Origin of the sequence: Delftia sp. HK171 (genome assembly GCF_001886655.1) — a bacterium.
Classification (GTDB): domain Bacteria; phylum Pseudomonadota; class Gammaproteobacteria; order Burkholderiales; family Burkholderiaceae_C; genus Comamonas; species Comamonas acidovorans.
This window is the reverse complement of record NZ_CP018101.1, coordinates 1,644,434-1,669,499: the sequence shown is the minus strand read 5'-3', so window position 1 is coordinate 1,669,499 and position 25,066 is coordinate 1,644,434. Positions and strand designations below refer to the sequence as shown.

Below are 25,066 nucleotides of genomic sequence, written 5' to 3'. Positions count from 1 at the left end.
GCAGAAACTATCAAAAAAGGAGCAACCAGCGCTTTTGGAGTCTCATTTTCCAAGCCAAATCACAGGAAGGAATGCGACGCCGGATACCGCAGGCATCCAGACTCTTTGACATTTGCGGGCGCCTTTGGCGCCGCAAAGTGCGATTCAGAGCGGCCCGCCGCCCTCGCCCGGCAGTTGCCGCTGCGAGCGCGCCACCGACATCAGCACGCCCAGCGCCAGCCCCAGCGTGACCATGGCCGTGCCGCCATAGCTGATGAAGGGCAGCGGCACGCCGACCACGGGCAGGATGCCGCTGACCATGCCCATGTTCACGAAGGCATAGGTGAAGAAGATCATGGCCACGGCTGCCGCCATGAGCCGCGCGAACAGCGAGTTGGCCTGGATGGCGATGGCCAGCCCGCGCCAGACCAGCAGCAGGAAGGAGACGATGATGAACAGGTTGCCGACCAGTCCGAACTCCTCGGAATAGGCCGCGAAGATGAAGTCGGTCGTGCGCTCGGGAATGAACTCCAGGTGGGTCTGGGTGCCCGCCATGAAGCCCTTGCCCCAGACACCGCCCGAACCGATGGCGATCATCCCCTGGATGATGTGGAATCCCTTGCCCAGCGGGTCGCGCGTGGGGTCCAGCAGGGTGCAGACACGGGTTTGCTGGTATTCATGCAGCACGGGCCAGCGCACGCCGTCGGCGCACAACTGGGGCTCGTACAGCACGATGAGCGTGATGCCGATGGCGCCGGCCAGCACGGGCGGCACGATGAGTTTCCAGGGCAGGCCCGCGAAAAAGATCACGGACAGGCCTGCGGCCATCACCAGCAGCGAGGTGCCCAGGTCGGGCTGCTTCATGATCAGCCCCACGGGCACCAGGAGCAGGACCATGGCGATCACGAAGTCCGTGCCGCGCAGCTGGCCCTCGCGGCGCTGGAACCACCAGGCCAGCATCAGCGGCGTGGCGATCTTCAGCAGTTCGCTGGGCTGGATCACCACGCCCACGTTGACCCAGCGCTGCGCCCCCTTCTTGGTGATGCCGAACAGCGCCACCGCCACCAGCAACGCCACGCCCAGCATGTACAGCGGCACGGCCACCTTCATGAGCTGCTGCGGGGGAATCTGGGCCACCACAAAGAGGATGGCCGCCGCGATCAGCATGTTGCGCCCATGGTCGGTGAAGCGCGTGCCGTGGTCGAAGCCCGAGGAGTACATGGCGATCAGCCCCGCCGACGCCAGCATGCCCACGAACAGCAGCAACCAGAAGTCAAAGCCCCGCAGCAGCGGGGCAACACGTTGCCAGAGGGAGGGCTTGTCGAATTCGGTCACGGGGATGGTCGGTCGCGGGCACGGGCCGCCATTATCCCGTGGCGCATGCGGCCCAGCCCGGCGCAGGGTTGCCCACGGAGGCGGTTGTCATCCAGCTGTCGGCCCGGGCCTTCCCTGCTGGGCGCCGCCTGCCGCAGCGGCCACAATGGGCCATGAGCCGTCCGGGCCGCATTCCGCGCCCGGCCCCAGCAACGCAAAGGAGAGCGCCCGCCATGACCACCACCCATTTGCTGTACCTGCACGGCTTTCGCTCCTCTCCCCAATCCAACAAGGCCCGGCGCCTGGCAGAGCATGTGGCCACGCGCCATCCCCATGTGCGCTGGTGGAGCCCGCAACTGCCCCCTTCCCCGCGCGAAGCGGCTGCCCTGATTGCCGATGGCATCGGCAGCTGGCCGCGCGAGACCATGGCCGTGATCGGCTCCTCGCTGGGCGGCTACTACGCCAGCTGGGTGGCCCAGCTGGCGCGCTGCCGCAGCGTGATGATCAACCCGGCCGTCAACCCGGCGCGCGATCTTGAAAAGTACATCGGCGAGCAGACTTCCTGGCACAACCCGGAGGAGCGTTTCTTCTTCCGCCGCGAATACATCGAGGAGCTGCGCGCGCTGGACACGCGCCATATGACACCGGCCGCCCCCGAAATGCTGCTGGCGGCCGAGGGCGACGAGGTGCTGGACTGGCGCGAGATGAGCGCACGCTATCCGCATGCGCTGCAGATCATCCAGGAGGGCGGCGATCACGCGCTGAGCAACTTCGAGGAGTACTTGCCTCAGCTGGACGAGTTCCTGAATCTGGCCTGATGCCGCGCAAGACTGCGCGGCAGCTGCCAGCCGCAGCATGGGAGAATGTCGGGCTATGCACGCATTGTTTGAAGAATCCGGCAAGTTCCTGGCCGGCCGCATCCTCTCCGAAGCCGACACCTCCGCCCAGGTGGAGCTGGACTCGGGCAAACGGGTCAAGGTCAAGTCGGCCAACATCCTGCTCAAGTTCGACAAGCCGGCGCCTGCCGAACTGATCGCCCAGGCGCAGGCGCAGGCCGCCCAGATCGATCTGGACCTGGCCTGGGAATTCGCCCCCGAGGAGGAATTCGGCTTCGCCGACCTTGCACGCGACTATTTCTCGGACAAGGCCACGCTGGCCGAGCAGGCCGGCGCGCTGTTCCGTCTCTACGACGCACCGCACTACTTCCGCCGCTCCGGCAAAGGCCGCTTCAAGAAGGCGCCGGCCGAGATCCTGCAGCAGGCGCTGGCCGGCATAGAGAAGAAAAAGCAGATCCAGGCCCAGATCACGGCCTGGGCCGAACAGCTGGGCGCCGGCGAATGCCCCGGCCCCATCCGCGAGCAGCTCTACAAGATCCTGTTCCGCCCCGACAAGAACGCCGCCGAATACAAGGCCGTGGTCGAGGCCAGCCGCGCCACGCGCCTGGCACCGCTGGACCTGCTGCACAGGGCCGGCGCCATTGAATCGGCCTACGAGTTCCACTGGAAGCGCTTCCTGTTCGACCACTTCCCCAAGGGCACGCAGTTCCCGGCCCTGCAGGCACCCCAGCCACCGGCCGACCTGCCGCTGGCCGAGGTCCAGGCGTTTTCCATCGATGACTCGGCCACCACCGAAATCGACGATGCGCTGTCGGTGCGCGGCCTGGGCACGGGCACGGTCACCGTGGGTATCCACATCGCCGCGCCCGGTCTGGCCATCGTGCCGGGCACGCCGCTGGACCAGCTCGGCCGCTCGCGCCTGTCCACCGTCTACATGCCCGGCTACAAGATCACCATGCTGCCCGACGAGGTGGTGCAGATCTACACGCTGGACGAAGGCCGCGCCAACCCCGCCGTGTCGCTGTACGTCACCGTGGACGAGGCCACGCTGGAGACCACGGCCAGCGAGACGCGCCTGGAGCGCGTGCCCGTGCAGGTCAACTTCCGCCATGACAAGCTGGACCACATCGTCACCGAGCAGTGGCTGGCCGACCCCTCCTTCGAGGTCGAGGGCACGCCCGAAGTGCTGCAAGGCAAGCGCGCCGAACTGACGTTCCTGCAGCGCTGGGCCAAGCACCTGAAGGCCGGGCGCGAACTGGTGCGCGGCAAGCCCGAGAACTTCAACCGCCCCGACTACAACTTCCGCCTCGTGGGCAACGGCGGCGCCGAGCCCCGCGGCAACGAGCAGGTGGAGATCAGCGTGCGCAAGCGCGGCGCGCCGCTGGACCTGATCGTGGCCGAGGCCGCCATCGTGGCCAACAGCACCTGGGGCGGCTGGATGGCCGAGCTCGGCGTGCCCGGCATCTACCGCAGCCAGGCCAGCCTGGCGCCCGGCATCAAGGTGCGCATGTCCACCAAGGCGCAGCCCCATGCAGGCATCGGCGTCAAGAGCTATGCCTGGGCCACCTCGCCGCTGCGCCGCTACGTGGACCTGGTCAACCAGTGGCAGATCATTGCCTGTGCGCGCCACGGCAAGACCGCCGCCCTGGCTGCGCCGTTCAAGCCCAAGGACGCCGAGCTGTTCGGCATCATCAGCAGCTTCGACGGGGCCTACAGCGCCTACAACGGCTACCAGGCCGGCATGGAGCGGTTCTGGACGCTCAAGTACCTGCAGCAGCACGCCATCACCGAGCTGACGGCCACCGTCATCAAGGAAGGCATGGGCGGCGGCCTGCTGGTGCGCGCCGATGACCTGCCCCTGGTCTTCCCCGTGCTGGGCGTCACCGGCCTGCCGCGCGGCGCCCATGTGCGCGTGCGCCTGGGCGAGATCGACGAGATCGCGCTCGATGTCTCGGGCACGCTGATCGAGCGCCTGGATGGCGATGCGGCGGCCGCTGCCGATGGCGCCGAAGACAGCGCCGAGGATGACGAGGAAGCCGTGGCCGGCCCCATCGCCATCGCCGTGGACATGAACGAGACCGATGGCACACCGGCGGCCGACCCCGCCCAGCCCTGACCTGCCTCACATCCGAGCAACTGCCCCAGATCTGACGTGAAACTGCCTACCGCCCTCCGTTCCCTGAGCACGCTGCAGTTGGCACTGGGCGTTTCCATCGCCCTGCATGCCGGGTTGTTCTCGTTCCGGTTCATCGACCCGGAGCGCTTCGACCGCGTGTTCCAGGACACGCCGCTGGAAGTCATCCTGGTCAATGCCCGCGCCAACGAGCAGCCCGACAAGGCGCAGGCCATCGCGCAGACCTCGCTGGCCGGCGGCGGCGAGGCCGACAAGGGCCGGGCCTCCAGCCCCATGCCCTACTCGGCACTCACGGCCGTGGGCGACGACTTCGAGGAGCGCCAGCGCCAGATCGACTCCATGCAGGAGCAGCAGACCGTCTTGCTGACGCAGTTGCGCAAGCAGGTCGCGGCCCTGCCGCCGCTGGACCCGCGCGAGGCGGCCAAGCAGACCAAGGAGCAGCAGGCCCAGCAGGAAAAGCGCCAGCAGTTGGTCAAGCTGCTGGCCGAGATCGAAAAGCGCATCAACGAGGAAAACGCCCGCCCCAAGAAGCGCTATATCAGCCCGTCCACGCGCGAAGCCGTCTACGCCATCTACTACGACGGCCTGCGCCGCAAGGTCGAGGACAAGGGCACGGAGAACTTCCCCGAGCAGGCCGGCAAGAAGCTCTATGGCGAGCTGGTCATGATCCTCACCGTCAACCACGACGGGCGGGTGCTGTCCACCGAGATCGTGCAGGGCTCGGGCAACCGCCTGCTGGACACCCGGGCCGAGGCCATTGCGCGTGCGGCCGGCCCCTTCGGCCATTTCGGCCCCGCCATGCGCGCCAAGGCCGACCAGATCGCCGTGGTCTCGCGCTTCAAGTTCACCCGCGAGCAGACGCTGCAGACGACCGTGCAGTAGCGCCCTCCTCCTCTCTTCGCGCACCCTCCTTTTCCGACATGACTTCCGCCGCCAACTCCTCCGACCGCTACTGCGTCATGGGCAACCCCGTCGCGCACAGCCGTTCGCCCTGGATCCATGCCCGCTTTGCCGAACTGTGCGGGCAGGACCTGCACTACGAGCGCCAGCATGTGGAGCTGCAAGGCTTTGCCGAGGCCGTGCGCGGCTTTGTCGCGGCAGGCGGACGCGGCTGCAATGTCACCGTGCCCTTCAAGCTGGAAGCAGCACAGCTGGCCACCACCTCCAGCGAGCGCGTGCAACTGGCCGGCGCCGCCAACACCCTGGTGCTGGCGGCGGACGGCATCCATGCCGACAACACCGACGGCCTGGGCCTGGTGGCCGACATCGTGCGCAATGCGGGCGTGCCGCTGGCCGGGCGCGACCTGCTGCTGCTGGGCGCGGGAGGCGCCGCAGCCGGCGCACTGGGCTCGCTGCTTGCCGAGCGCCCGCGCCGCATCGCCGTGGTCAACCGCACCTTCGAGCGCGCCCAGGCCCTGGTGCAGCGCCATGCCGCTATCGCCGCGCACCATGGCGTGGAACTGGTGGCGCTGGAGCAGCAGGCCGTGGATGAGGATTTCGACGTGGTCATCAACGCCACCGCCAGCAGCCTGGCCGGTGCCGAGGTGCCCGTGCCGGCCCGCGTGCTGCGGCCTGGCAGCCTGGCCTACGACATGATGTATGGCGCCGCAGCCCAGGGCTTCCTGCAATGGGCCGAGCAGCATGGCGCCCAGGCCCGCGACGGGCTGGGCATGCTGGTGGAGCAGGCGGCCGAATCGTTCGCGCTGTGGCGCGGCATGCGCCCGCCTTCGGCCCAGGTGCTGAACGAGCTGCGCGCCCATATTGCTCAAGGCGGCTGAGCGCTTTATGAAATCCCTGGCACGCGCCCTGCTACTGGTGCTGTGCGCCGGCTTGCTGCTGCAGCTGTTCTTTGTGCTGCGCATTGCGCTGATGGTGGTGGTCGATCCCGAATCCACGGCCTTTCAGCGCTCCGAGGCCTGGCAGATGCTGCGCAGCTCCGAAGGCCTGCACTGGAGCCAGCAATGGCTGCCCTACGACCGCATCGCGCCCACGCTCAAGCGCGCCGTCATCGCCTCCGAAGATGACAGTTTCACCGAACACCACGGGGTGCAATGGGAGGCCATCGAGAAGGCCTGGCAGCGCAACCAGCGCGCCGAAGCCCGTGCCCAGAAGGCAGACAACGGCAAGGCGCCCAAGATCTACGGCGGCTCCACCATCACCCAGCAGTTGGCCAAGAACCTGCTGCTGTCGGGCGAACGCAGCCTGCTGCGCAAGGGCCAGGAACTGGTGCTGACCCAGCTGCTGGAACTGATGCTGAGCAAGCAGCGCATCCTGGAGATCTACCTCAACAGCGTGGAATGGGGCCAGGGCGTGTTTGGCGCGGAGGCTGCAGCCCGCCACTACTTTCGCAAGAGCGCCTCACAGCTCAGCGCGGCCGAGGCCGCACGCCTGGCCGTGATGCTGCCCCAACCCAAGCGCTTCGAGAAGCTGCCCAACTCCGGCTATCTGCTGCAGCGCACGCGCACGGTCATGCAAAGAATGCCCAGCGCCGTCATCCCCTGAACGGCTACAGTCACGCCATGCGCATTCTTGGAATAGACCCCGGGCTGCAGACCACGGGATTCGGCGTGATCGACGTCGACGGCCACCGCCTGGCCTATGTGGCCAGCGGCACCATCCGCACCACCGGCATCGCGCTCGGCGACCTGCCGGGCCGGCTCAAGCTGCTGTTCGACGGCATCTCGGAAGTCGCCAACCGCTACCAGCCCGACACCTCGGCCGTGGAAATCGTCTTCGTCAACGTCAACCCCCAGTCCACGCTGCTGCTGGGCCAGGCGCGCGGCGCCGCGCTCACGGCCCTGGTCAATGCGGGCCTGCCGGTCGCCGAATACACGGCACTGCAGATGAAAAAGGCCATGACCGGCCACGGCCGCGCGGCCAAGAGCCAGATCCAGGAAATGGTGCGCCGCCTGCTGCAACTGCCCGGCCTGCCCGGCACCGACGCAGCCGACGCCCTGGGCCTGGCCATCACCCACGCCCATGCGGGCGCCGCCATGTCGAAGATGGCCGAGGTCACGCAGCTGCAGCGCCGCCAGCACGCCGTCTACAAGGGCGGCAGGGTGTATTGACTCCCCCTGAGGCGCTGCGCGCCTTCCCCCTGAGGGGGACGACAGCCTAGCTGCGGGGCGGCCCTTGCTTGCTGTCTCTCGCCTGAGCGCGCCCTCCGCAAGCGCCATGGTCTCGATCTCGCTACCGCAACTGCGTTGAATGGGATGCGAGTCAGAGCCGCCCTCAGACGATGCGTCCAAAGAACAGCACGGCGAAGAAGGTCACGCCGGCAATCACGGTCCACTTGAGGATGATGAAGCCCCAGCGCTTGTAGTGCGGCCGGCCCGTGCCCAGGTAGAACGCGAAGGAGACGGCCGAGGCCAGCAGCAGCAGGGTGGCCAGCCAGCGGAAGATCAGCATGGCGGCGCTCGCCTCACCAGGCCCGCGCGGGCTGGGCGAAGCCCTTGGGTGCCTGGCGCTCGCTGTCGAAGCTGACCAGTTCCCAGGCGTCGGGCTGGGCCAGCAGGGCACGCAGCAACTGGTTGTTCATGCCGTGGCCCGAGCGGAAGGCGCTGTAGGCGGCAAGCAGCGGCCTGCCGATCAGGTACAGGTCGCCGATGGCGTCGAGGATCTTGTGCTTGGCGAACTCGTCGTCGTAGCGCAGGCCGTCGCTGTTGAGCACCTTGTAGTCGTCCATGACGATGGCGTTGTCCATGCCGCCGCCCAGCGCCAGGCCATGGCTGCGCAGCATTTCCACGTCCTTGGTGAAGCCGAAGGTGCGCGCGCGTGCGATATCGCGCGTGTAGTTGTCCTCGCCCATGTCGAACTCCACGCACTGGCCCGTGGAGTCCACGGCCGGATGGGCGAAGTCGATCTCGAAGCGCAGCTTGAAGCCGTGGTAGGGGTCAAAGCGCGCCCACTTGAGGTTCTGGCCCTCGCCCTCACGCACCTCGACGGGGCGGATGACGCGGATGAAGCGCTTGGGAGCCTTTTGCAGCTCGATGCCCGCGCTTTGCAGCAGGAACACGAAGGAGGCGGAGGAGCCGTCGAGGATGGGCACTTCCTCGGCGGTGATGTCTATATAGATGTTGTCGAGCCCGAGACCGGCAATGGCCGACATCAGGTGCTCCACGGTATGCACCTTGGCGCCGCCGGTGCCGATGGTGGAGGCCATGCGCGTGTCGGTGACGGCTTCGGCCGAGATCGGGATGTCCACAGGCTCCGGCAGGTCCACGCGACGGAACACGATGCCGGTGTCGGGCTGCGCGGGTCGCAGCGTCAACTCGACGCGCTGGCCGCTGTGCAGGCCCACGCCAACGGCACGGGTGATCGTCTTGATGGTGCGTTGTTGGAGCATCCGGCTATTTTAGAACGCGGCAGCCGTGCGCAGGGCATGGCCCTGGCACGGCTTTCGCTATCACGGCTATGCAGCGACCGTATGGGCCGCTGCTCAGTCAGCCTGCTTGCGCAGGAAGGCCGGGATTTCCAGATCGTCCATGCCGCCGGAGGCCAGGGCATCGACGCGGGCAGCGGCCTGCGTGCGGTTGGTACGCCAGACGCTGGGGACCGACATGTTGTTGGCATAGTCGGCGCCGCCAGCGGCACCGCCGACCAGGCCGCCGGCTGCCGTGGCGGCACCCATGGAGGCCGAGGGCAGCTGGTAGCTCATGTTGTCGGTACCGGTGCGCAGACCGCCCTGCACCACCTGCATGTTCTGGCGGCGTGCGCTGGGGCGCGACAGGCCGGTGGCGACCACGGTGACGCGGATCTCGTCGCCCAGGGTGTCGTCGTAGGCGGCGCCGTAGATCACGTGCGCATCGGGCGAGGCATAGGCATTGATGGTGCTCATGGCAAGGCGCGACTCGGACAGCTTGAGGCTGCCCTTGGCGGCCGTGACCAGCACCAGCACGCCCTTGGCGCCCGACAGGTCGATGCCTTCCAGCAGCGGGCAGGCCACGGCCTGCTCGGCGGCGATGCGCGCGCGGTCGGGGCCGGCGGCCTTGGCCGTGCCCATCATGGCCTTGCCGGGCTCGCCCATGACGGTGCGCACGTCTTCGAAGTCGACGTTCACATGGCCGTACTCGTTGATGATTTCGGCAATGCCGCCCACGGCGTTCTTGAGAACGTCGTTGGCATGGGCAAAGGCCTCGTCCTGCGAGATGTCGTCACCCAGCACGTCCAGCAGCTTCTCGTTGAGCACGACGATCAGCGAATCGACATTGGCTTCGAGCTCGTTCAGGCCGCTGTCGGCGTTGGCCATGCGTCGGCCGCCTTCCCACTCGAAGGGCTTGGTGACCACGCCCACGGTGAGAATGCCCATTTCCTTGGCCACGCGCGCGATCACGGGCGCAGCGCCCGTGCCCGTGCCGCCGCCCATGCCGGCCGTGATGAACAGCATGTGCGCGCCTTCGATGGCGGTGCGGATGTCGTCCTCGGCCATTTCGGCAGCCTCGCGGCCCTTGTCGGGCTTGCTGCCCGCGCCCAGGCCGCTGCCACCGAGCTGGATGGTGCGGTGGGCGCTGCTGCGCAGCAGCGCCTGCGCGTCGGTGTTGGCGCAGACGAATTCCACACCCTGCACGTTGCGCGCAATCATGTGCTCGACGGCATTGCCGCCGCCGCCGCCAACGCCGATCACCTTGATCTGCGTACCCTGGTTGAATTCTTCAACTTCAATCATGTCGATGGGCATGTTGGTTCTCCTGTAGCTCTCTGTAAGTGGTCACCACCGTCTGGGGAAAATTCTGTCTTCTGTCCGGTATTCGGAAGCCGGTGGGCGGGCCGGTAATGCGCAGTCGATGAAAGCACATATCAAAAGTTCCCCACGATGAAGTCTTTGAAACGGCCAAAAGCGGTCTTCATCGACCCACTCTTTTGTGCCACCTTGAAACCGCGCAGGCGAGCCAGGCGGGCCTCTTCGAGCAATCCCATCACGGTGGCGGCGCGGGGTTGGGCCACCATGTCTGCCAGAGCGCTCGAATACTTGGGGATGCCGCGGCGCACGGGCTTGAGGAAGATGTCCTCGCCCAGTTCCACCATGCCCGGCATGACGGCGCTGCCGCCGGTCAGCACGATGCCCGAGGACAGAACTTCCTCGTAGCCGGAATCGCGCACCACCTGCTGCACCAAAGAAAAGATCTCTTCCACGCGCGGCTCGATCACGCCGGCCAGCGCCTGCTTGCTGATCATGCGCGGGCTGCGGTCGCCCAGGCCCGGCACTTCGACCTGGGCATCGGGGTCGGCCAGCAGTTGCTTGGCATAGCCGCTTTCGACCTTGATGTCCTCGGCGTCCTTGGTCGGTGTGCGCAGCGCCATGGCGATGTCGCTGGTGATCAGGTCGCCCGCGATCGGGATGACGGCCGTGTGCCGGATGGCGCCGCCCGTGAAGATGGCCACGTCGGTGGCGCCCGCGCCGATATCGACCACGGCCACGCCCAGCTCGCGCTCGTCGTCGGTGAGCACGGCCTGGCTCGATGCCAGCGGGTTGAGCAGCAGCTGTTCGACCTCCAGGCCGCAGCGGCGCACGCACTTGATGATGTTCTCGGCCGCGCTCTGCGCGCCCGTGACGATGTGGATCTTGGCCTCCAGGCGGATGCCGCTCATGCCGATGGGCTCGCGCACTTCCTGGCCGTCGATCACGAATTCCTGCGGCTCGACCAGCAGCAGCCGCTGGTCCGAGGAGATGTTGATGGCCTTGGCCGTCTCCATCACCCGCGCCACGTCGGTGGCCGTGACTTCCTTGTCCTTGATGGCCACCATGCCGCTGGAGTTCAGGCCGCGGATGTGGCTGCCGGTGATGCCGGTGCACACGCGCTGGATCTTGCAGTCGGCCATCAGCTCGGCCTCTTTCAAGGCCTGCTGGATGCTCTGCACGGTGGCGTCGATGTTCACCACCACGCCCCGCTTGAGTCCGTTGCTCGGGGCCACGCCGAGGCCGGCGAGCTTGAGTTCGCCGTTGTACAGGACCTCGGCGACCACGACCATGACCTTGGCCGTGCCGATGTCCAGTCCGACGATCACATCTTTGTATTCTCTTGCCATATCAGCATCCGCCCCCGGTTGGTTCTGTCCTGTCGCTGTGTCGCTGCATGGTGTGCGTGTACATAGGTCTTTCCTCCCTCGTCTTCAGCGTCGGGGACGCACTGCAGCCGGCGCCTTGGCCGTGCCGGTGGTCACACCGCGCAGCCTCAGCGCATATCCGTCTTCGTAGCGCAGGTCGGCCGACTCGATGGCGTCGGCCTTGCGCTTGTATTGGGTCGTGATCTGGGGCAGCGTGCGCACGAAGCGCTGCACGCGCTGCAGCACGGCTTCCACGCTGCCGCCACCCAGTTCGATCTGTGCATCATTGGCCAGCCTGAGCTGCCAGCTTCCGCGCGCATTGAGCGTGAGCCCGTCGATCTCCACATCCAGCGGCCCCAGCGCCGGCACCAGCAGCCGGTACATCTGCAGCATCTGCGGGGCGCTGTCCTCGGGGCCCTGCAGGCGCGGCAGGCCGTCGCGGTCGAGCTCGCCCAGGTTGGCCTCGAAGACCTCGCCAAAGCTGTTGATCAGGCCGGTGCCCGAATCGGGGCCCCAGAAGGCCTCGGCCACATGCTCGTGCAGGATGACGCGCAGGCTGTTGGGATAGTCGCGGCGCACCTGCGCCTCGCGCACCCAGGGCACCTGCTCGAACGCCGCCTTGGCGCCCTTGAGGTCCACGGTGAAGAAGTTGCCCGTGAGCACGGGCGCCACGTTGGCGCGCAGCGTCACCGTGTTGTTGTGCACCAGCTCGCCCTCGACCACGATGCGGCCGATGTTGAAGGCCGGGTGGCGCAGCGCCCACCAGCTCACCGCTGCCAGCCCCAGCGCAGCCACGCCCACGAACAGGACCGTGGCGGTCACGTTCATGAGCTTGACGTCGAAGGGGGCCGGCAGGGAGTAGCTCATGCGTGCTCCTGCTCCGGTTGCGCGGCGTCCAGCGCGGCGCTGGCCAGGATGCCCAGGCAGAGGTTTTCGTAGCTCACGCCGATGGCGCGGGCCGACATGGGCACCAGCGAGTGGCCCGTCATGCCCGGCGAGGTATTGATCTCCAGCAGGAAGGGCTTGCGATCGCTGGCGCGGATCATGATGTCGGCGCGCGACCAGCCGCGGCAGCCCAGCGTGCGGAAGGCGCGCACGACGATGCGCCGGATCTCTGCCTCTTCCTCGGCGGGCAGTCCGCTGGGGCAGTGGTACTTGGTGTCGTCGGTGAAGTACTTGTTCTGGTAGTCGTAGTTGCCTTCGGGGGCAACGATGCGGATCACGGGCAGCGCATGGGCGCCCTCGCCGGTGCCGAGCACGGGGCAGGTGGTCTCGTCGCCTTCGATGAACTCTTCGCAGAGCACTTCGGGGTCATAGCGGGAGGCCAGCACATAGGCCTGCTCGCATTCCTCGGCCGTCCAGACCTTGGTCAGGCCGATGGTCGAACCCTCGCGCGAGGGCTTGACGATCATGGGCGCGCCCAGCGCCTGCAGCGCGGCGCGCGTCTCGCCTGCGCTGGCGACCAGACGCCAGTCCGGCGTGGGCAGGCCCTCGAAGCGCCAGATGCGCTTGGTCATGATCTTGTCCATGGCGATGCTCGAGGCCATAACGCCGGGGCCCGTGTACGGGATGCCCAGCAGCTCCAGCGCGCCCTGCACTGTTCCATCTTCGCCGTAGCGGCCGTGCAGCGCGATGAAGCAGCGGTCGAACCCTTCCTTCTTCAACTCGCCCAGGTCACGCTCGGCGGGGTCGAAGGCATGGGCGTCCACGCCATGCGACAGCAGGGCCTTGAGCACGCCCGTGCCCGACATCAGCGAGACCTCGCGCTCGGCCGAGCGGCCGCCCAACAGCACGGCCACCTTGCCCAGGGCCTTGACATCGATCTGGGTGCCGAAGCTGCTCATTGCGCAGCTCCCTGCTGCGCCTGCAGCTCTTGTTTCTGAAGCATTTCAACCAACTTTCCGGGCACGGCGCCAATCGAGCCTGCCCCCATGCACAACAACACGTCGCCATCGCGGGCATTGACGGCAATGGCCGCCGGCAGCTCGGCAACGTTTTCCACAAACACCGGCTCGACACGGCCGGCCACGCGCAGGGCGCGTGTCAGCGAGCGGCCGTCGGCCGCCACCACGGGCGCCTCTCCGGCCGCATAGACCTCGGTCAGCAGCACGGCGTCGGCCAGGCCGATGACCTTGACGAAATCCTCGAAGCAGTCGCGCGTGCGGCTGTAGCGGTGCGGCTGAAATGCCAGCACCAGGCGACGGCCCGGGAAGGCGCCGCGCGCGGCGGCCAGCGTGGCCGCCATCTCGACGGGGTGGTGGCCATAGTCGTCGATGACGGTGAAGCTGCCGCCGTCGGCAGTCGCCAGTTCGCCATAGCGCTGGAAGCGCCGGCCCACGCCCTTGAAGCTTTCGAAGGCACGCAGCAGCGCGTCGTCGGAGATCTCCAGCTCCATGGCCACGGCTACGGCCGACAGCGCGTTGAGCACGTTGTGCTCGCCCGGCAGGCTCAGCACCACGTCCAGGTCGGGATAGCTCTGGCCGTTGCTGCGGCGCACCGTGAAATGCATGCTGCCAGCTTCGGCGCGCACGTTGAGGGCGCGCACCTGGGCGTCCTCGGCAAAGCCGTAGGTGGTCACGGGGCGGGCCACCTGGGGCAGGATCTCGCGCACGGCCGGGCTGTCCACGCAGACGATGGCGCGGCCGTAGAACGGCATGCGGTGCAGGAAATCGACGAAGGCGCCCTTGAGCCGGCCGAAGTCATGGCCGTAGGTTTCCATGTGGTCGGCGTCGATGTTGGTGACGACGGCCATCACGGGCAGCAGGTTCAGGAAGGAGGCATCGGACTCGTCGGCCTCGACCACGATGTAGTCGCCCTGGCCGAGCTTGGCGTTGGCGCCCGCGCTGTTGAGCTTGCCGCCGATGACGAAGGTCGGGTCCAGCCCGGCCTCGGCCAGCACGCTGGTCACCAGGCTGGTGGTCGTGGTCTTGCCATGGGCACCCGCGATGGCGATGCCCTGCTTGAAGCGCATGAGCTCGGCCAGCATGAGCGCACGCGGCACGACGGGAATCTTGCGCTCGCGCGCGGCCAGCACCTCGGGATTGTCGGACTGCACGGCGGTGGAGGTGACGACGGCGTCAGCCCCTTCGATGTGCGCGGCCGCATGGCCGACGTGGGTGGCGATGCCCAGGCCGGCGAGCCGGCGCAGCGTGGCGCTGTCGGACAGGTCCGAGCCCGAGATGGCGTAACCCAGGTTGTGCAGCACCTCGGCGATGCCGCTCATTCCGGCGCCGCCGATGCCGACGAAATGGATGTGATGAATGGCGTGCTTCATGCGGCCAGTTCCTCACAGGCGGCGACCACCTCGGCGGTGGCATCGGTCTTTTGCATTTTCTTGGCTTTTCCAGCGCGCTCCAGCAGCGTCGCACGCTGCATATTTTGTAGCATTTCGGCCAGGCTTTGGGCAGTCAGTGCGCTTTGTTGCATCAACCATCCACCACCGGCATCGACCAGGAAACGCGCGTTCGTGGTCTGGTGGTCGTCCACAGCGGACGGGAAGGGCACATAGATGGCTGCGGCGCCCACGGCCGCGATCTCGGTGACCGTGCTGGCGCCAGCGCGGCAGACGATGACATCGGCCTCGGCAAAGGCGCGCGCGGTGTCGTCGATGAAGGGCGTGAGCTCGGCCGCGACGCCTGCGGCGGCATAGTTGGCGCGCAGGGCATCGATCTGCGCGGCGCCGCTTTGGTGCAGCACGACGGGCCGCACATCGGCAGGAATCAGGGCCAGCGCCTGGGGCACGATCTCATTGAGCGCCTTGGCGCCCAGGCTGCCACCCACCACCAGCAGGCGCAGCGGGCCGCTGCGGCCTGCGAAACGCTGCTCGGGCGCGGGCTGCTCGGTGAAGGCCTGGCGCAGAGGATTGCCGACCCAGCGGCCCTTGGGGAACACGTTGGGGAAGGCGGTGAAGATGCGGTGGGAGACGCTGGCCAGCACCTTGTTGGCCATGCCGGCCACGGAGTTCTGCTCATGCAGCACCAGGGGTTTGCCGGCCAGCACGGCCATCATTCCACCGGGGAAACTGATGTAGCCACCCAGACCGACCACCACGTCGGGCTTGACGCGGCGCACCACGGCCAGCGCCTGCCAGAAGGCACGCAGCAGGCGCATGGGCAAAAAGGCCAGGGTCATGATGCCCTTGCCGCGCACGCCCGAGAACTCGATGGTCTCCAGCGGGAAGCCCTGGGCCGGCACGATGCGCGACTCCATGGAGCCGGGCGCGCCCAGCCAGCGCACGTTCCAGCCGCGCTCGCGCAGGGCCTGGGCCACGGCCAGGCCCGGGAAGATATGTCCGCCCGTGCCGCCGGCCATGATCAGGGCCGTGCGCTGGCGTTGCGTGCCTTGGGAGATGGGCTGCTGTGTCATGCATGCCCTCCCTTCATCAGCAACTTGTTCTCGTAGTCCACCCTTAACACCACCGCTATCGCTATCAGATTCATCAAAATGGCCGAGCCCCCGAAACTCATCAGGGGCAGCGTCAGCCCCTTGGTCGGCAGCGCGCCCAGGTTCACGCCCATGTTGATGAAGGCCTGGAAACCCATCCAGATCGCAATGCCCTCGGCCACCAGGCCGGAGAACACCCGGTCCAGCGCAATGGCCTGCCGCCCTATGAGCATGATGCGGCGCGTCAGCCACAGGAAGGTGACGGCGATCAAGAGCACGCCGACCAGGCCGAATTCCTCGCCGATCACGGCCAGCAGGAAGTCGGTGTGCGCCTCGGGCAGCCAGTGCAGCTTCTCGACGCTGCGGCCCAGGCCCACGCCGAAGATCTCGCCGCGACCGATGGCGATCAGCGCATGCGACAGCTGGTAGCCCTTGCCCAGGGCATGCTTTTCGTCCCAGGGATTGAGGTAGGCAAAGATGCGCTCGCGCCGCCATTCGGAGGTTGCGATGATCAGCACGAAGGCCAGCACCACCAGGGCCGCGATCAGGAAGAACATGCGCGCATTCACGCCGCCCAGGAACAGGATGCCCATGGCGATCACCACGATCACCATGAAGGCGCCCATGTCGGGCTCGGCCAGCAGCAGCACGCCGACCAGCACCACGGCCAGCCCCATGGGCAGCACGGCGCGGAAGAAGCGCTCCTTGACCTCCATCTTGCGCACCATGTAGTCGGCTGCATAGATGAGCACGGCGAACTTGGCCAGTTCGGACGGCTGGAAATTCATGATGCCCAGCGACAGCCAGCGCCGCGCACCGTTGACCACGGTGCCCACGTGCGGGATCAGCACGGCCACCAGCAGGACCAGGGACACCAGGAAGAGCTTGCGCGCCATGCGCTCCCAGGTGGCCATGGACACCTGGAAGGCCAGCAGCGCGCCGACGAAGGCCATGCCGATGGACATGGCATGGCGCATCAGGAAATGGGTGGGCGCGATCTTGCCGAAGCGCGGATTGTCCGGCATGGCGATCGATGCCGAATACACCATGATCAGGCTCCAGGCCAGCAGGCCTATGACCACCCAGATCAGGGCCTGGTCCAGGCCGAGCACGCTGGCAGGCGTCTGCGTGGGCCGGTGGTACTGGGGGCCGCCCAGGCGCACGGGCAGCACGTCGATGGCCTTCTCCTGCGCTCCACCGAACCAGGAGCGCATGCGGCCCAGGACCTGCGATACGGCGGTCATGCAGCACCTCCGAGTTCATGCCCGGCATCCAGCGCCAAGGCGCGCACGGCATCGACGAACTGGTGGGCCCGGTCCTCGTAGTTGCGGAACATGTCCAGGCTGGCGCAGGCGGGCGACAGCAGCACGGCATCGCCCTCATGGGCGCGCGAGGCGGCCAGCTCCACAGCGTCGGCCATGGTGGTGGCATCGACCAGGGGCACGCCGCAGTCCTGCAGGGCGGCGCGGATGCGGCCGGCGTCGCGGCCGATCAGCACGGCCGTGCGCACATGGCGCGACACGGGCGCGACCAGCGGAGAGAAATCCTGGCCCTTGCCGTCGCCACCCAGGATGACCACGATGCGGTGGTCAGGTCCCAGGCCGGACAGCGCGGCCACGGTGGCGCCCACGTTCGTGCCCTTGCTGTCGTCGTAGTATTCCACGCCGTTGACGCGGCCAATGGGCTGGACGCGGTGCGGCTCGCCCCGGTATTCACGCAGTCCATAGAGCAGCGGCGCCAGCGTGCAGCCGCCCGCGCTGGCCAGGGCCAGGGCAGACAGGGCGTTGATGGCGTTGTGCCGACCGCGGATGCGCAGTGCGTCGGCAGGCATGAGGCGCTGGATGTACAGGTCTTCGGCGTTCTTGCCCTTGGCGGTTTCGTCGGCCTCATGGGCGCGCACCAGCCACGTCATGCCGCTGACCACTTCCAGGCCGAAGTCGCCGGGGCGGCGCGGCATGTCGCCGCCGAAGGTGATGTGGGCACGCTGCTGGGGCTTTTGGCGCTTGCCCGGTGGCACCACGGGCGCCGGCAGCATGCGCATGACCTCGGGGTCTTCGCGGTTGAGCACCATGGTGCCGCTGCTGCCGAAGATGCAGGCCTTGGCATCGGCATAGGCGCGCAGGCTGCCGTGCCAGTCCAGATGGTCCTGGGTGATGTTGAGCACGGCGGCGGCCGTGGGCTCGAACATCTGCACGCCATCGAGCTGGAAGCTGGACAGCTCCAGCACCCAGGCCTGGGGCAGCGTTTCGGCATCGATGGCCTGGGTCAGCGTGTCCAGCAGCGTGGGGCCGATATTGCCGGCCACGGCCACGCGCAGGCCCGCATGCTCCAGCAGTTGGCCGGTCAGCGAGGTGACCGTGGTCTTGCCATTGGTCCCGGTGATGCCCAGCACCGTGGGACGGTAGCCATGGGCTGCGGCCAGGGCCTTGAGCGCCATGGCGAAGAGATCGAGCTCGCCGCCCACGGGCAGGCCCTGGGCGCGCGCCGTATCGACCACGGGCGCCACGGCGGCCGGGCTCAGGCCGGGCGAGCGGTAGACCAGGCCCAGGCTCTGGCCGTCCACCAGCTGCGCCGTGAGCTCGCCGGGCACGAAGCGCACCTGGGGCAATTCGGTGGACAGCTGCTGCAGCTGGGGCGGCGCCTGGCGCGTATCGGCCACGATGACTTCGGCGCCGCAGCGCACGCACCAGCGTGCCATGGCCAGGCCCGAGGCACCCAGACCCAGCACGAGCACGCGCTGGCCCTGCAGGTGCTGGACCTGCTCGCCGGGCCAGCCGGCAGCCACGGGCGGCAGCACCTGTTCGGATTCAACCGCCTCTTCGGCGGCAAGGGGCGTGACCTCGGCATCGGACGAGTCGGAGATGCTGGGGTCCGCAAAGATCTGGGCCACGAAGGCCGCAGCATCCTTGGCCGCCGTCAGCGTGGCGATGTCGGGCACGGGCTCGGTAAGGGCCACAGGCACCTGCGGCACCTGCGGCACCTGCGGCACCTCGGCAGCCGGAGGCTCCGCCTCGCCGTCGCCAACTGGCGCGGGAGCCGGTGAATCGTCCAGGACCGGATCCGCAACCACCTGCCCCTCGGGAGCGAGGCCGGGCATTCCAGCCGGCTCCGCCAGCTCGACAAGCTCGGCAGGGGACGCCGGCACGGCGGGCTCGGTGGCCGTCAGTGCGTGGAGGTCGGTCTTGAAGTCTTCGGTGTTCATGCACTCACCTCAGCTTCAGCGTGGACAGGCCCAGCAGGCACAGCAGCATGGTGATGATCCAGAAGCGGATCACGACCTGGGTCTCCTTCCAGCCACTCTTTTCGAAGTGGTGGTGCAGCGGCGCCATCTTGAGCAGGCGGCGTCCTTGGCCATAGCGCTTCTTGGTGAACTTGAACCAGGTGACCTGCAGCATCACCGACAGTGCCTCCACCACGAAGATGCCGCCCATGATGGCCAGCACGATTTCCTGGCGCACGATGACGGCAATGGTGCCCAGCGAGGCGCCCAGCGCCAGCGCACCCACATCGCCCATGAACACCTGGGCCGGGTGGGCGTTGAACCAGAGGAAGGCCAGGCCCGCGCCGGCCATGGCCGCGCAGTACACCAGGAGCTCGCCCGAACCCGGGATGTGCGGGAACAGCAGGTACTTGGCGTAGCCGGCATTGCCGGTGACGTAGGCGAAGATGCCCAGGGCCGAGCCCACCATGATCACGGGCATGATGGCCAGGCCGTCCAGCCCGTCGGTCAGGTTCACGGCATTGCTGGCGCCCACGATGACCAGGTAGGTCATGATCACGAAGCCCAGCACGCCCAGCGGGTAGCTGACTTCCTTGAAGAAAGGCACGAGCAGGCCCGCCTTGGGCGGCAGGTCCAGCGCAAAGCCGGACTGCACCCAGGTGACGAACAGCTCGAAGACCTGGGCATTGGAGTTCTCGGAAATGCAGAACACCAGGTACAGCGCTGCCAGCAGGCCGATGACGGACTGCCAGAAATATTTCTCGCCCGAGCGCATGCCTTCGGGGTCCTTGTTGACCACCTTGCGCCAGTCGTCCACCCAGCCGATGGTGCCAAAGCCCAGTGTGACCAGCAGCACGATCCAGACGAAGCGATTGGACAGGTCGAACCACAGCAGCGTGGAAACGGCAATGGACAGCAGGATCAGCGCCCCGCCCATGGTGGGCGTGCCGCTCTTGGCCAGATGGGTCTCCATGCCGTAGCCGCGCACGGGCTGGCCGATCTTGAGCGAGGTCAGCATGCGGATCAGGCGCGGCCCGGCCAGCAGTCCGATGACCAGGGCCGTGAGCGCGGCCATCACGGCGCGCATCGTGAGGTACTGGAAGACGCGCAGAAAGCCGAACTCGGGGGACAGGCCCTGCAGCCATTGGGACAGCATCAGCAGCATGCGGCCTCCTTCTTGCAACCGTCATCCTTGCCGGCCGCCTCGACCGCCTGAACCACCTGCTCCATCTTCATGAACCTCGAACCCTTGACCAGAATGCTGCCCACCTCGGGCAGCGCGGCACAGGCTGCCTGCTGCAGCGAGGCCATGTCTTCGAAATGCCGCGCACCTGCACCGAATGCGGTGGCGGCGGATGTGCTTTGCGCGCCCAGCGTGAACAGCCGGGGTATGCCCAGGCTGCGCGCCAGCGCGCCAGCTTCGGCATGGAATTGCGGCCCCTGGTCGCCGACCTCGCCCATGTCGCCCAGCACCAGCAGCTGGGGAGCGGGCAGTTCGCGCAGCACCTCGATGGCCGCGGCCACCGAGTCGGGATTGGCGTTGTAGCTGTCGTCGATCACGGTGACCGTGCGGCCCTGCACCGAAACGCCCAGTGCGCGCGAGCGGCCCTGCACGGGCTCGAACACGCTCAGGCCGCGTGCAATGTCGGCCAGCGGCACACCGGCTGCCTGGGCGCAGGCCGCAGCGGCCAGCGCATTGCGCACGTTGTGGCGGCCGGCAATGTGCAGGCGTACCGGGGCCTCGCCCTCGGGCGTGACCAGGGTGAACTGCCAGGCATCGCCCAGCCACAGCGCATCGCGCGCATGGACCTGGGCGCCATCGGCAGACTCGCCGAACAGCAGGCACTGGCGCGCAGCGGCCAGCTCGCGCCACAGCGGCGTGTAGGTGTCGCCGGCCGGGAACACGGCCACGCCATCGGCGGGCAGGGACAGCAGCACGCTGCCGTTCTCGCGCGCCACGGCCTCGACCGTGTGCATGAATTCCTGGTGCTCGCGCTGCGCGTTGTTGACCAGGGCCACCGTGGGCTGGCCGATGGCGGCCAGCTCGGCAATCTCGCCGGGATGGTTCATGCCCATCTCCAGCACGGCCACGCGGTGCTGGGCGGTCATGCGCATCAGGCTCAGCGGCAGGCCGATGGAGTTGTTGAAGTTGCCGCGCGTAGCCAGGGCCGCTTCGCCCGCATGGGCGCGCAGGATGGAGGCCACCATCTGCGTGACCGTGGTCTTGCCGTTGCTGCCTGTGACGGCAATCAGCGGCAGCGCAAAGCGCGCGCGCCAGGCCGTGGCCAGCGCGCCCAGGGCGGCCAGCGAGTCGGGCACCTCGATGCCGGACAGGCCTGCGGCCTCCAGGCCGCCATGGGCCAGGGCTGCGGCAGCGCCGGCCTCGCGGGCCTGGTCCAGGAACTGGTTGGCATCGAAACGCTCGCCCTTCAAGGCGACGAACAGATCCCCGGCCTGCAGCGTGCGGGTGTCGGTGTGCACGCGCGTGAGCACGGTCTGGCCGTTGCCGACCAGCCGTGCCTGGGGGATATGCGACTGGATCAGCTCCAGCGCTTGTTGCAAGGTCATCATGACCGCTTCTTTCCTTCGCGGGCCGCCAGCGCCTTGTGCGCCTCGGCCATGTCGGAGAACGGATGGCGCTGGCCCGCCGTCTCCTGGTAGTCCTCATGTCCCTTGCCAGCGATCAGCACCACGTCGCGTTCGCTGGCGTGCGCAATCGCCTGGGCGATGGCCGCTGCGCGATCGGCCTGGGACTGCAGGTTCTCGCCCGGCTGCATGCCGGCCAGGATCTGGTCGATGATGCGTTCGGGCACTTCGCTGCGCGGGTTGTCGCTGGTGACCAGCACACAGTCGGCATTCTTCTGGGCGGCCTGCCCCATGAGCGGCCGCTTGGTGGCATCGCGGTCGCCGCCGCAGCCGAACACGCACCACAGCCGGCCACGGCGCTGCTCGGCGGCCGGGCGCAGGGCGCGCAGGGCCTTGTCCAGCGCATCGGGCGTGTGGGCATAGTCCACGGCCACCAGCGGCTGGTCGGGCTGGACGATCTGCTGCATGCGGCCGGGCACGGGCTCCAGGTGGGCGCAGGCCGCAACGGCCTGGTCCAGGGTCAGGCCCAGGCAGCGCAGCGCGGCCAGCACGCCCAGCAGGTTGGATACGTTGTACTGGCCCACCATGCGCGTGTGCATGCGCAGGCTGTGGCCGGCCTCGATCACGGTGAAGCTCAGGCCCTCGGCACCCAGCGCAATGTCCTTGGCCTGCAGGCGCGCCGCGCCTTCGATGGAAATGCTCCAGACGTCGAGCGCGGCAGGCTGCTTGCGCGACTGCAGCGTGGCCCACAGGCGTGCGCCATGCGCGTCGTCCACATTGACGACGGCGGCCTGCAGGCCGGGCCAGTCGAACAGCGCGGCCTTGGCATCCCAGTAGGCCTGCATGCTGCCGTGGTAGTCGAGGTGGTCCTGCGTGAAATTGGTGAACAGCGCCAAGCGGATGCGCGTGCCGTCCAGCCGGTGCTCGACGATGCCGATGGACGAGGCCTCGATGGCGCAGGCCGCCAGGCCCGCATCGGCGTACTCGCGGAACGCGCGCTGCAGCCGCACCGGGTCGGGCGTGGTCATGCCCGTGGATTCCATGGCGGGCGGAATGCCCACGCCCAGCGTGCCCACCAGGGCGCAGCCGCTGCGTTCCTGCAGCTTCACCTGGGCCAGCGCGTGCGCCAGCCACCAGGCGGTGGTGGTCTTGCCATTGGTGCCGGTCACGGCCAGCACGTCGATCTGGGCGCTGGGATGCTGGAACCACTGGTCGGCGATCAGGCCCGTGGCGGCCTTGAGGCCGGGCAGCGCCGCGATGTGCTCGCCGCAAAAACCGAAGGCTTCGACACCCTGCGCTTCGACCAGGCAGGCCATGGCACCGCGCTCCAGGGCCGAGGCCACATGGGCGCGGCCATCGGTGGCCGCGCCGGGCCAGGCGATGAAGGCGTCGCCGGGCCGGACCTTGCGGCTGTCGGTCTGCAGCGTGCCGCTGCCTTGCAGGCGGGCGGCCAGCCATTGGACAGCCTCGGTGGCCGTGGACAGCACCCGCAGGGCTTGGGAGGAACTCATAGCGAGGGCTCCTCCACGGGGTTGGCGACGATCAAGGGCTTGACTTCCATATCGGGCTGCACGCCCATCAGGCGCAGCGTCTGCTGCACCACTTCACTGAACACGGGTGCCGCCACGGTGCCGCCGTAGATGGTGCCTGCACTGGGCTCGTCCACCATCACGGCGACGATGATGCGCGGGTTCTCGATGGGCGCCATGCCCGTGAACCAGGCGCGGTACTTGCCGGCGGCATAGCCCTTGCCCTGCTGCTTGCGGGCCGTGCCCGACTTGCCGCCCACCGAGTAGCCGATGGTCTGGGCGCGCTGGCCCGTGCCGCCGGGGCCGGCCGCCAGGGCCAGCATCTTGCGCACCTCGTTGGCCGTGCGCGGCGAGAACACGGGCACGCCCACGGGCGGCTCGTCGGTCTTGACCATGGTGGCCGGAATCACGCGCCCGCCGTTGGCAAAGACGGTGTAGCTGCGCGTCATCTGCAGCAGGCTGGCGGACAGGCCGTAGCCATAGCCCATGGTGGCCTGCTCCACCGGCCTCCAGGTCTTGTAGGGACGCAGGCGACCGCTGGCGGCGCCGGGGAAGGAGATCTGCGGCTTCTGGCCGAAGCCCACGGCCGAGAAGGTTTCCCACATTTCCTTGGCCGGCATCTGCAGCGCGATCTTGGTCGTGCCCACGTTGCTGGACTTCTGGATCACGCCGGCCACGGTGAGCAGGCCGTAGTTGTGGGTGTCGGAAATCGTCGAGCCCGTGACGTTGACGCGGCCCGGCGTGGTGTCGATGGGCGTTTCCGGCTTGAACCGGCCCGACTCCAGCGCCAGGCCGATGGTGATGGGCTTCATGGTCGAGCCGGGCTCGAAGGTGTCGGTGATGGCGCGGTTGCGCAGCTGCTCGCCCGTCAGGTTCTTGCGCTTGTCGGGCACGTAGCTGGGGTAGTTGGCCAGCGCCAGCAATTCGCCGGTGTGCGCATCCATGACCACCACGCTGCCCGCCTTGGCCTTGTGCGCGATGACCTGCTCCTTGAGCTTCTGGTAGGCGAAGTACTGGACCTTGCTGTCCACGGACAGCTGGATGTCGCGGCCGTCCTGAGGCGGCACTTCCTCGCCCACGCCCTCGACCACGCGGCCCAGGCGGTCCTTGATCACGCGGCGCGAGCCGGGCTTGCCGCCGAGCTCCTTGTCGAAGGCCAGCTCCATGCCTTCCTGGCCATGGTCTTCCACATTGGTGAAGCCCACGATGTGGGCGGCCGATTCGCCTTCCGGGTACTGGCGCTTGTATTCCTTGCGCTGGTAGATGCCCTTGATGTTGAGGGCATGGATCTGCTGGCCAACGTCCCAGTCGAGCTGGCGCTTGATCCAGACGAAGGTCTTGTCCTCGTCGGCCAGCTTTTCCATCAGCGCGGGCAGCGGCATCTCCATGAGCGCGGCAAGCTGCTTGAGCTTGGCCTTGACCTCGGGGTCGTCCTGCTCGACATCTTCGGGAATGGCCCAGATGCTGGCGGCCGGCACGCTGGAGGCCAGGATCAGTCCATTGCGGTCCAGCAGGCGGCCGCGGTTGGCCGGCAGCTCCAGCGTGCGCGCAAAGCGCACCTGGCCCTGGCGCTGGAAGAAGTCGTTGCCGAACACCTGCACATAGGCCGCGCGTGCACCCAGGCCGACAAAGCCCAGGCCCAGCATGGCCACGATCATCTTGCTGCGCCACAGGGGAGTCTTGGACGCCAGCAGGGGACTAGAGGTGTAGAGCACGCTGCGCGTCATGGAGCCACTCCGGTGCGCGCATCGTCATTGACGTACTGGGCGATGGCCGGCGTGGCCGGCTTCATCTGCAGGCGCTCGCGCGCCATGACCTCGATGCGCTGTGGCGTGGCCTGGGCGCGCTTTTCCACCTGCAGGCGCTGCTGCTCGGTGGCCAGGCGGCGCGACTCGGCCACGGCACGGTCCAGTTCGGTGAACAGGCGGCGCGATTCGTACTGGTTGTGCACCAGGAAGATGGCGCTGGCCATCACCGCCAGCAGCAGCACGAGGTTCAGGCGCAGCATGCCACGCCCTCCTCTTGCGCCAGACGGTGCATG

The 25,066-nt window shown here is 67.8% G+C and carries 22 protein-coding genes; 6 read left to right on the top strand and 16 right to left on the bottom strand.

What is annotated here, in order from left to right:
- Positions 1 to 144: 144 nt before the first annotated feature.
- Positions 145 to 1,314 (bottom strand): rod shape-determining protein RodA, encoded by a 1,170-nt coding sequence (gene rodA, locus BO996_RS07530; RefSeq protein ID WP_013804102.1) that lies wholly within the window; start codon positions 1,312 to 1,314, stop codon positions 145 to 147.
- Positions 1,315 to 1,526: 212 nt separating this feature from the next.
- On the opposite strand from rodA, the gene BO996_RS07525 reads away from it, so the two are divergent.
- The 6 genes from BO996_RS07525 to ruvC are packed head-to-tail and all read left to right on the top strand — an operon-like array spanning position 1,527 to position 7,331.
- Positions 1,527 to 2,111, top strand: a complete 585-nt coding sequence (locus BO996_RS07525; RefSeq protein ID WP_012203415.1) for a YqiA/YcfP family alpha/beta fold hydrolase — start codon at positions 1,527 to 1,529, stop codon at positions 2,109 to 2,111.
- 55 nt (positions 2,112 to 2,166) lie between these two features.
- Positions 2,167 to 4,245, top strand: a complete 2,079-nt coding sequence (locus BO996_RS07520; protein ID WP_012203414.1) for a ribonuclease catalytic domain-containing protein — start codon at positions 2,167 to 2,169, stop codon at positions 4,243 to 4,245.
- 36 nt (positions 4,246 to 4,281) lie between these two features.
- A complete protein-coding gene (locus tag BO996_RS07515; RefSeq protein ID WP_012203413.1) occupies positions 4,282 to 5,145 on the top strand; it encodes an energy transducer TonB in 864 nt (287 codons plus the stop codon).
- Between the two features lie 38 nt (positions 5,146 to 5,183).
- On the top strand, positions 5,184 to 6,041 hold the full coding sequence (gene aroE / locus BO996_RS07510) for a shikimate dehydrogenase (protein ID WP_071954412.1): 858 nt from the start codon (positions 5,184 to 5,186) through the stop codon (positions 6,039 to 6,041).
- 7 nt (positions 6,042 to 6,048) lie between these two features.
- On the top strand, positions 6,049 to 6,765 hold the full coding sequence (gene mtgA, locus BO996_RS07505; protein ID WP_012203411.1) for a monofunctional biosynthetic peptidoglycan transglycosylase: 717 nt from the start codon (positions 6,049 to 6,051) through the stop codon (positions 6,763 to 6,765).
- A gap of 17 nt (positions 6,766 to 6,782) precedes the next feature.
- Positions 6,783 to 7,331: a crossover junction endodeoxyribonuclease RuvC gene (ruvC, locus tag BO996_RS07500; RefSeq protein WP_071954411.1), complete on the top strand. Its 549-nt coding sequence runs from the start codon at positions 6,783 to 6,785 to the stop codon at positions 7,329 to 7,331.
- Positions 7,332 to 7,494: 163 nt separating this feature from the next.
- On the opposite strand, the gene BO996_RS29390 is transcribed toward ruvC, so the two are convergent.
- The 15 genes from BO996_RS29390 to ftsL form a co-directional block, all read right to left on the bottom strand.
- Positions 7,495 to 7,671, bottom strand: coding sequence for a hypothetical protein (locus tag BO996_RS29390; RefSeq protein WP_012203407.1), 177 nt, complete (start codon positions 7,669 to 7,671; stop codon positions 7,495 to 7,497).
- Positions 7,672 to 7,684: 13 nt separating this feature from the next.
- Entirely contained in the window at positions 7,685 to 8,608 is a 924-nt protein-coding gene (gene lpxC, locus BO996_RS07495) for a UDP-3-O-acyl-N-acetylglucosamine deacetylase (protein ID WP_012203406.1), read from the bottom strand.
- Between the two features lie 93 nt (positions 8,609 to 8,701).
- On the bottom strand, positions 8,702 to 9,940 hold the full coding sequence (ftsZ, locus tag BO996_RS07490) for a cell division protein FtsZ (protein ID WP_012203405.1): 1,239 nt from the start codon (positions 9,938 to 9,940) through the stop codon (positions 8,702 to 8,704).
- Positions 9,941 to 10,059: 119 nt separating this feature from the next.
- A complete protein-coding gene (gene ftsA / locus BO996_RS07485) occupies positions 10,060 to 11,289 on the bottom strand; it encodes a cell division protein FtsA (RefSeq protein WP_012203404.1) in 1,230 nt (409 codons plus the stop codon).
- An 84-nt stretch (positions 11,290 to 11,373) separates the two neighbouring features.
- Positions 11,374 to 12,174 (bottom strand): cell division protein FtsQ/DivIB, encoded by an 801-nt coding sequence (locus BO996_RS07480; RefSeq protein WP_013804104.1) that lies wholly within the window; start codon positions 12,172 to 12,174, stop codon positions 11,374 to 11,376.
- Positions 12,171 to 13,151, bottom strand: a complete 981-nt coding sequence (locus BO996_RS07475) for a D-alanine--D-alanine ligase (protein ID WP_043822039.1) — start codon at positions 13,149 to 13,151, stop codon at positions 12,171 to 12,173. The genes BO996_RS07480 and BO996_RS07475 overlap by 4 nt, the downstream gene beginning before the upstream one ends.
- Positions 13,148 to 14,581 (bottom strand): UDP-N-acetylmuramate--L-alanine ligase, encoded by a 1,434-nt coding sequence (murC, locus tag BO996_RS07470; protein WP_034390494.1) that lies wholly within the window; start codon positions 14,579 to 14,581, stop codon positions 13,148 to 13,150. Before murC ends, BO996_RS07475 begins: the two co-directional genes overlap by 4 nt.
- On the bottom strand, positions 14,578 to 15,672 hold the full coding sequence (gene murG / locus BO996_RS07465) for an undecaprenyldiphospho-muramoylpentapeptide beta-N-acetylglucosaminyltransferase (RefSeq protein ID WP_012203400.1): 1,095 nt from the start codon (positions 15,670 to 15,672) through the stop codon (positions 14,578 to 14,580). Before murG ends, murC begins: the two co-directional genes overlap by 4 nt.
- On the bottom strand, positions 15,669 to 16,934 hold the full coding sequence (ftsW, locus tag BO996_RS07460) for a putative lipid II flippase FtsW (RefSeq protein WP_012203399.1): 1,266 nt from the start codon (positions 16,932 to 16,934) through the stop codon (positions 15,669 to 15,671). The genes murG and ftsW overlap by 4 nt, the downstream gene beginning before the upstream one ends.
- Positions 16,931 to 18,892 carry a UDP-N-acetylmuramoyl-L-alanine--D-glutamate ligase gene (gene murD, locus BO996_RS07455; RefSeq protein WP_071954410.1) on the bottom strand — a complete coding sequence of 654 codons (1,962 nt, stop codon included), beginning with the start codon at positions 18,890 to 18,892 and terminating at the stop codon, positions 16,931 to 16,933. Before murD ends, ftsW begins: the two co-directional genes overlap by 4 nt.
- Before the next feature lie 4 nt (positions 18,893 to 18,896).
- Positions 18,897 to 20,075: a phospho-N-acetylmuramoyl-pentapeptide-transferase gene (gene mraY / locus BO996_RS07450; RefSeq protein ID WP_012203397.1), complete on the bottom strand. Its 1,179-nt coding sequence runs from the start codon at positions 20,073 to 20,075 to the stop codon at positions 18,897 to 18,899.
- Positions 20,066 to 21,481, bottom strand: a complete 1,416-nt coding sequence (locus tag BO996_RS07445; protein WP_071954409.1) for a UDP-N-acetylmuramoyl-tripeptide--D-alanyl-D-alanine ligase — start codon at positions 21,479 to 21,481, stop codon at positions 20,066 to 20,068. Before BO996_RS07445 ends, mraY begins: the two co-directional genes overlap by 10 nt.
- Positions 21,478 to 23,007 (bottom strand): UDP-N-acetylmuramoyl-L-alanyl-D-glutamate--2,6-diaminopimelate ligase, encoded by a 1,530-nt coding sequence (locus tag BO996_RS07440; protein ID WP_071954408.1) that lies wholly within the window; start codon positions 23,005 to 23,007, stop codon positions 21,478 to 21,480. The genes BO996_RS07445 and BO996_RS07440 overlap by 4 nt, the downstream gene beginning before the upstream one ends.
- Positions 23,004 to 24,752, bottom strand: a complete 1,749-nt coding sequence (locus BO996_RS07435) for a peptidoglycan D,D-transpeptidase FtsI family protein (RefSeq protein WP_013804112.1) — start codon at positions 24,750 to 24,752, stop codon at positions 23,004 to 23,006. The genes BO996_RS07440 and BO996_RS07435 overlap by 4 nt, the downstream gene beginning before the upstream one ends.
- The gene (gene ftsL, locus BO996_RS07430) at positions 24,749 to 25,033 is read right to left on the bottom strand and encodes a cell division protein FtsL (RefSeq protein WP_012203393.1); all 285 of its coding nucleotides are present in this window, start codon (positions 25,031 to 25,033) and stop codon (positions 24,749 to 24,751) included. Before ftsL ends, BO996_RS07435 begins: the two co-directional genes overlap by 4 nt.
- Between the last annotated feature and the right edge of the window lie 33 nt (positions 25,034 to 25,066).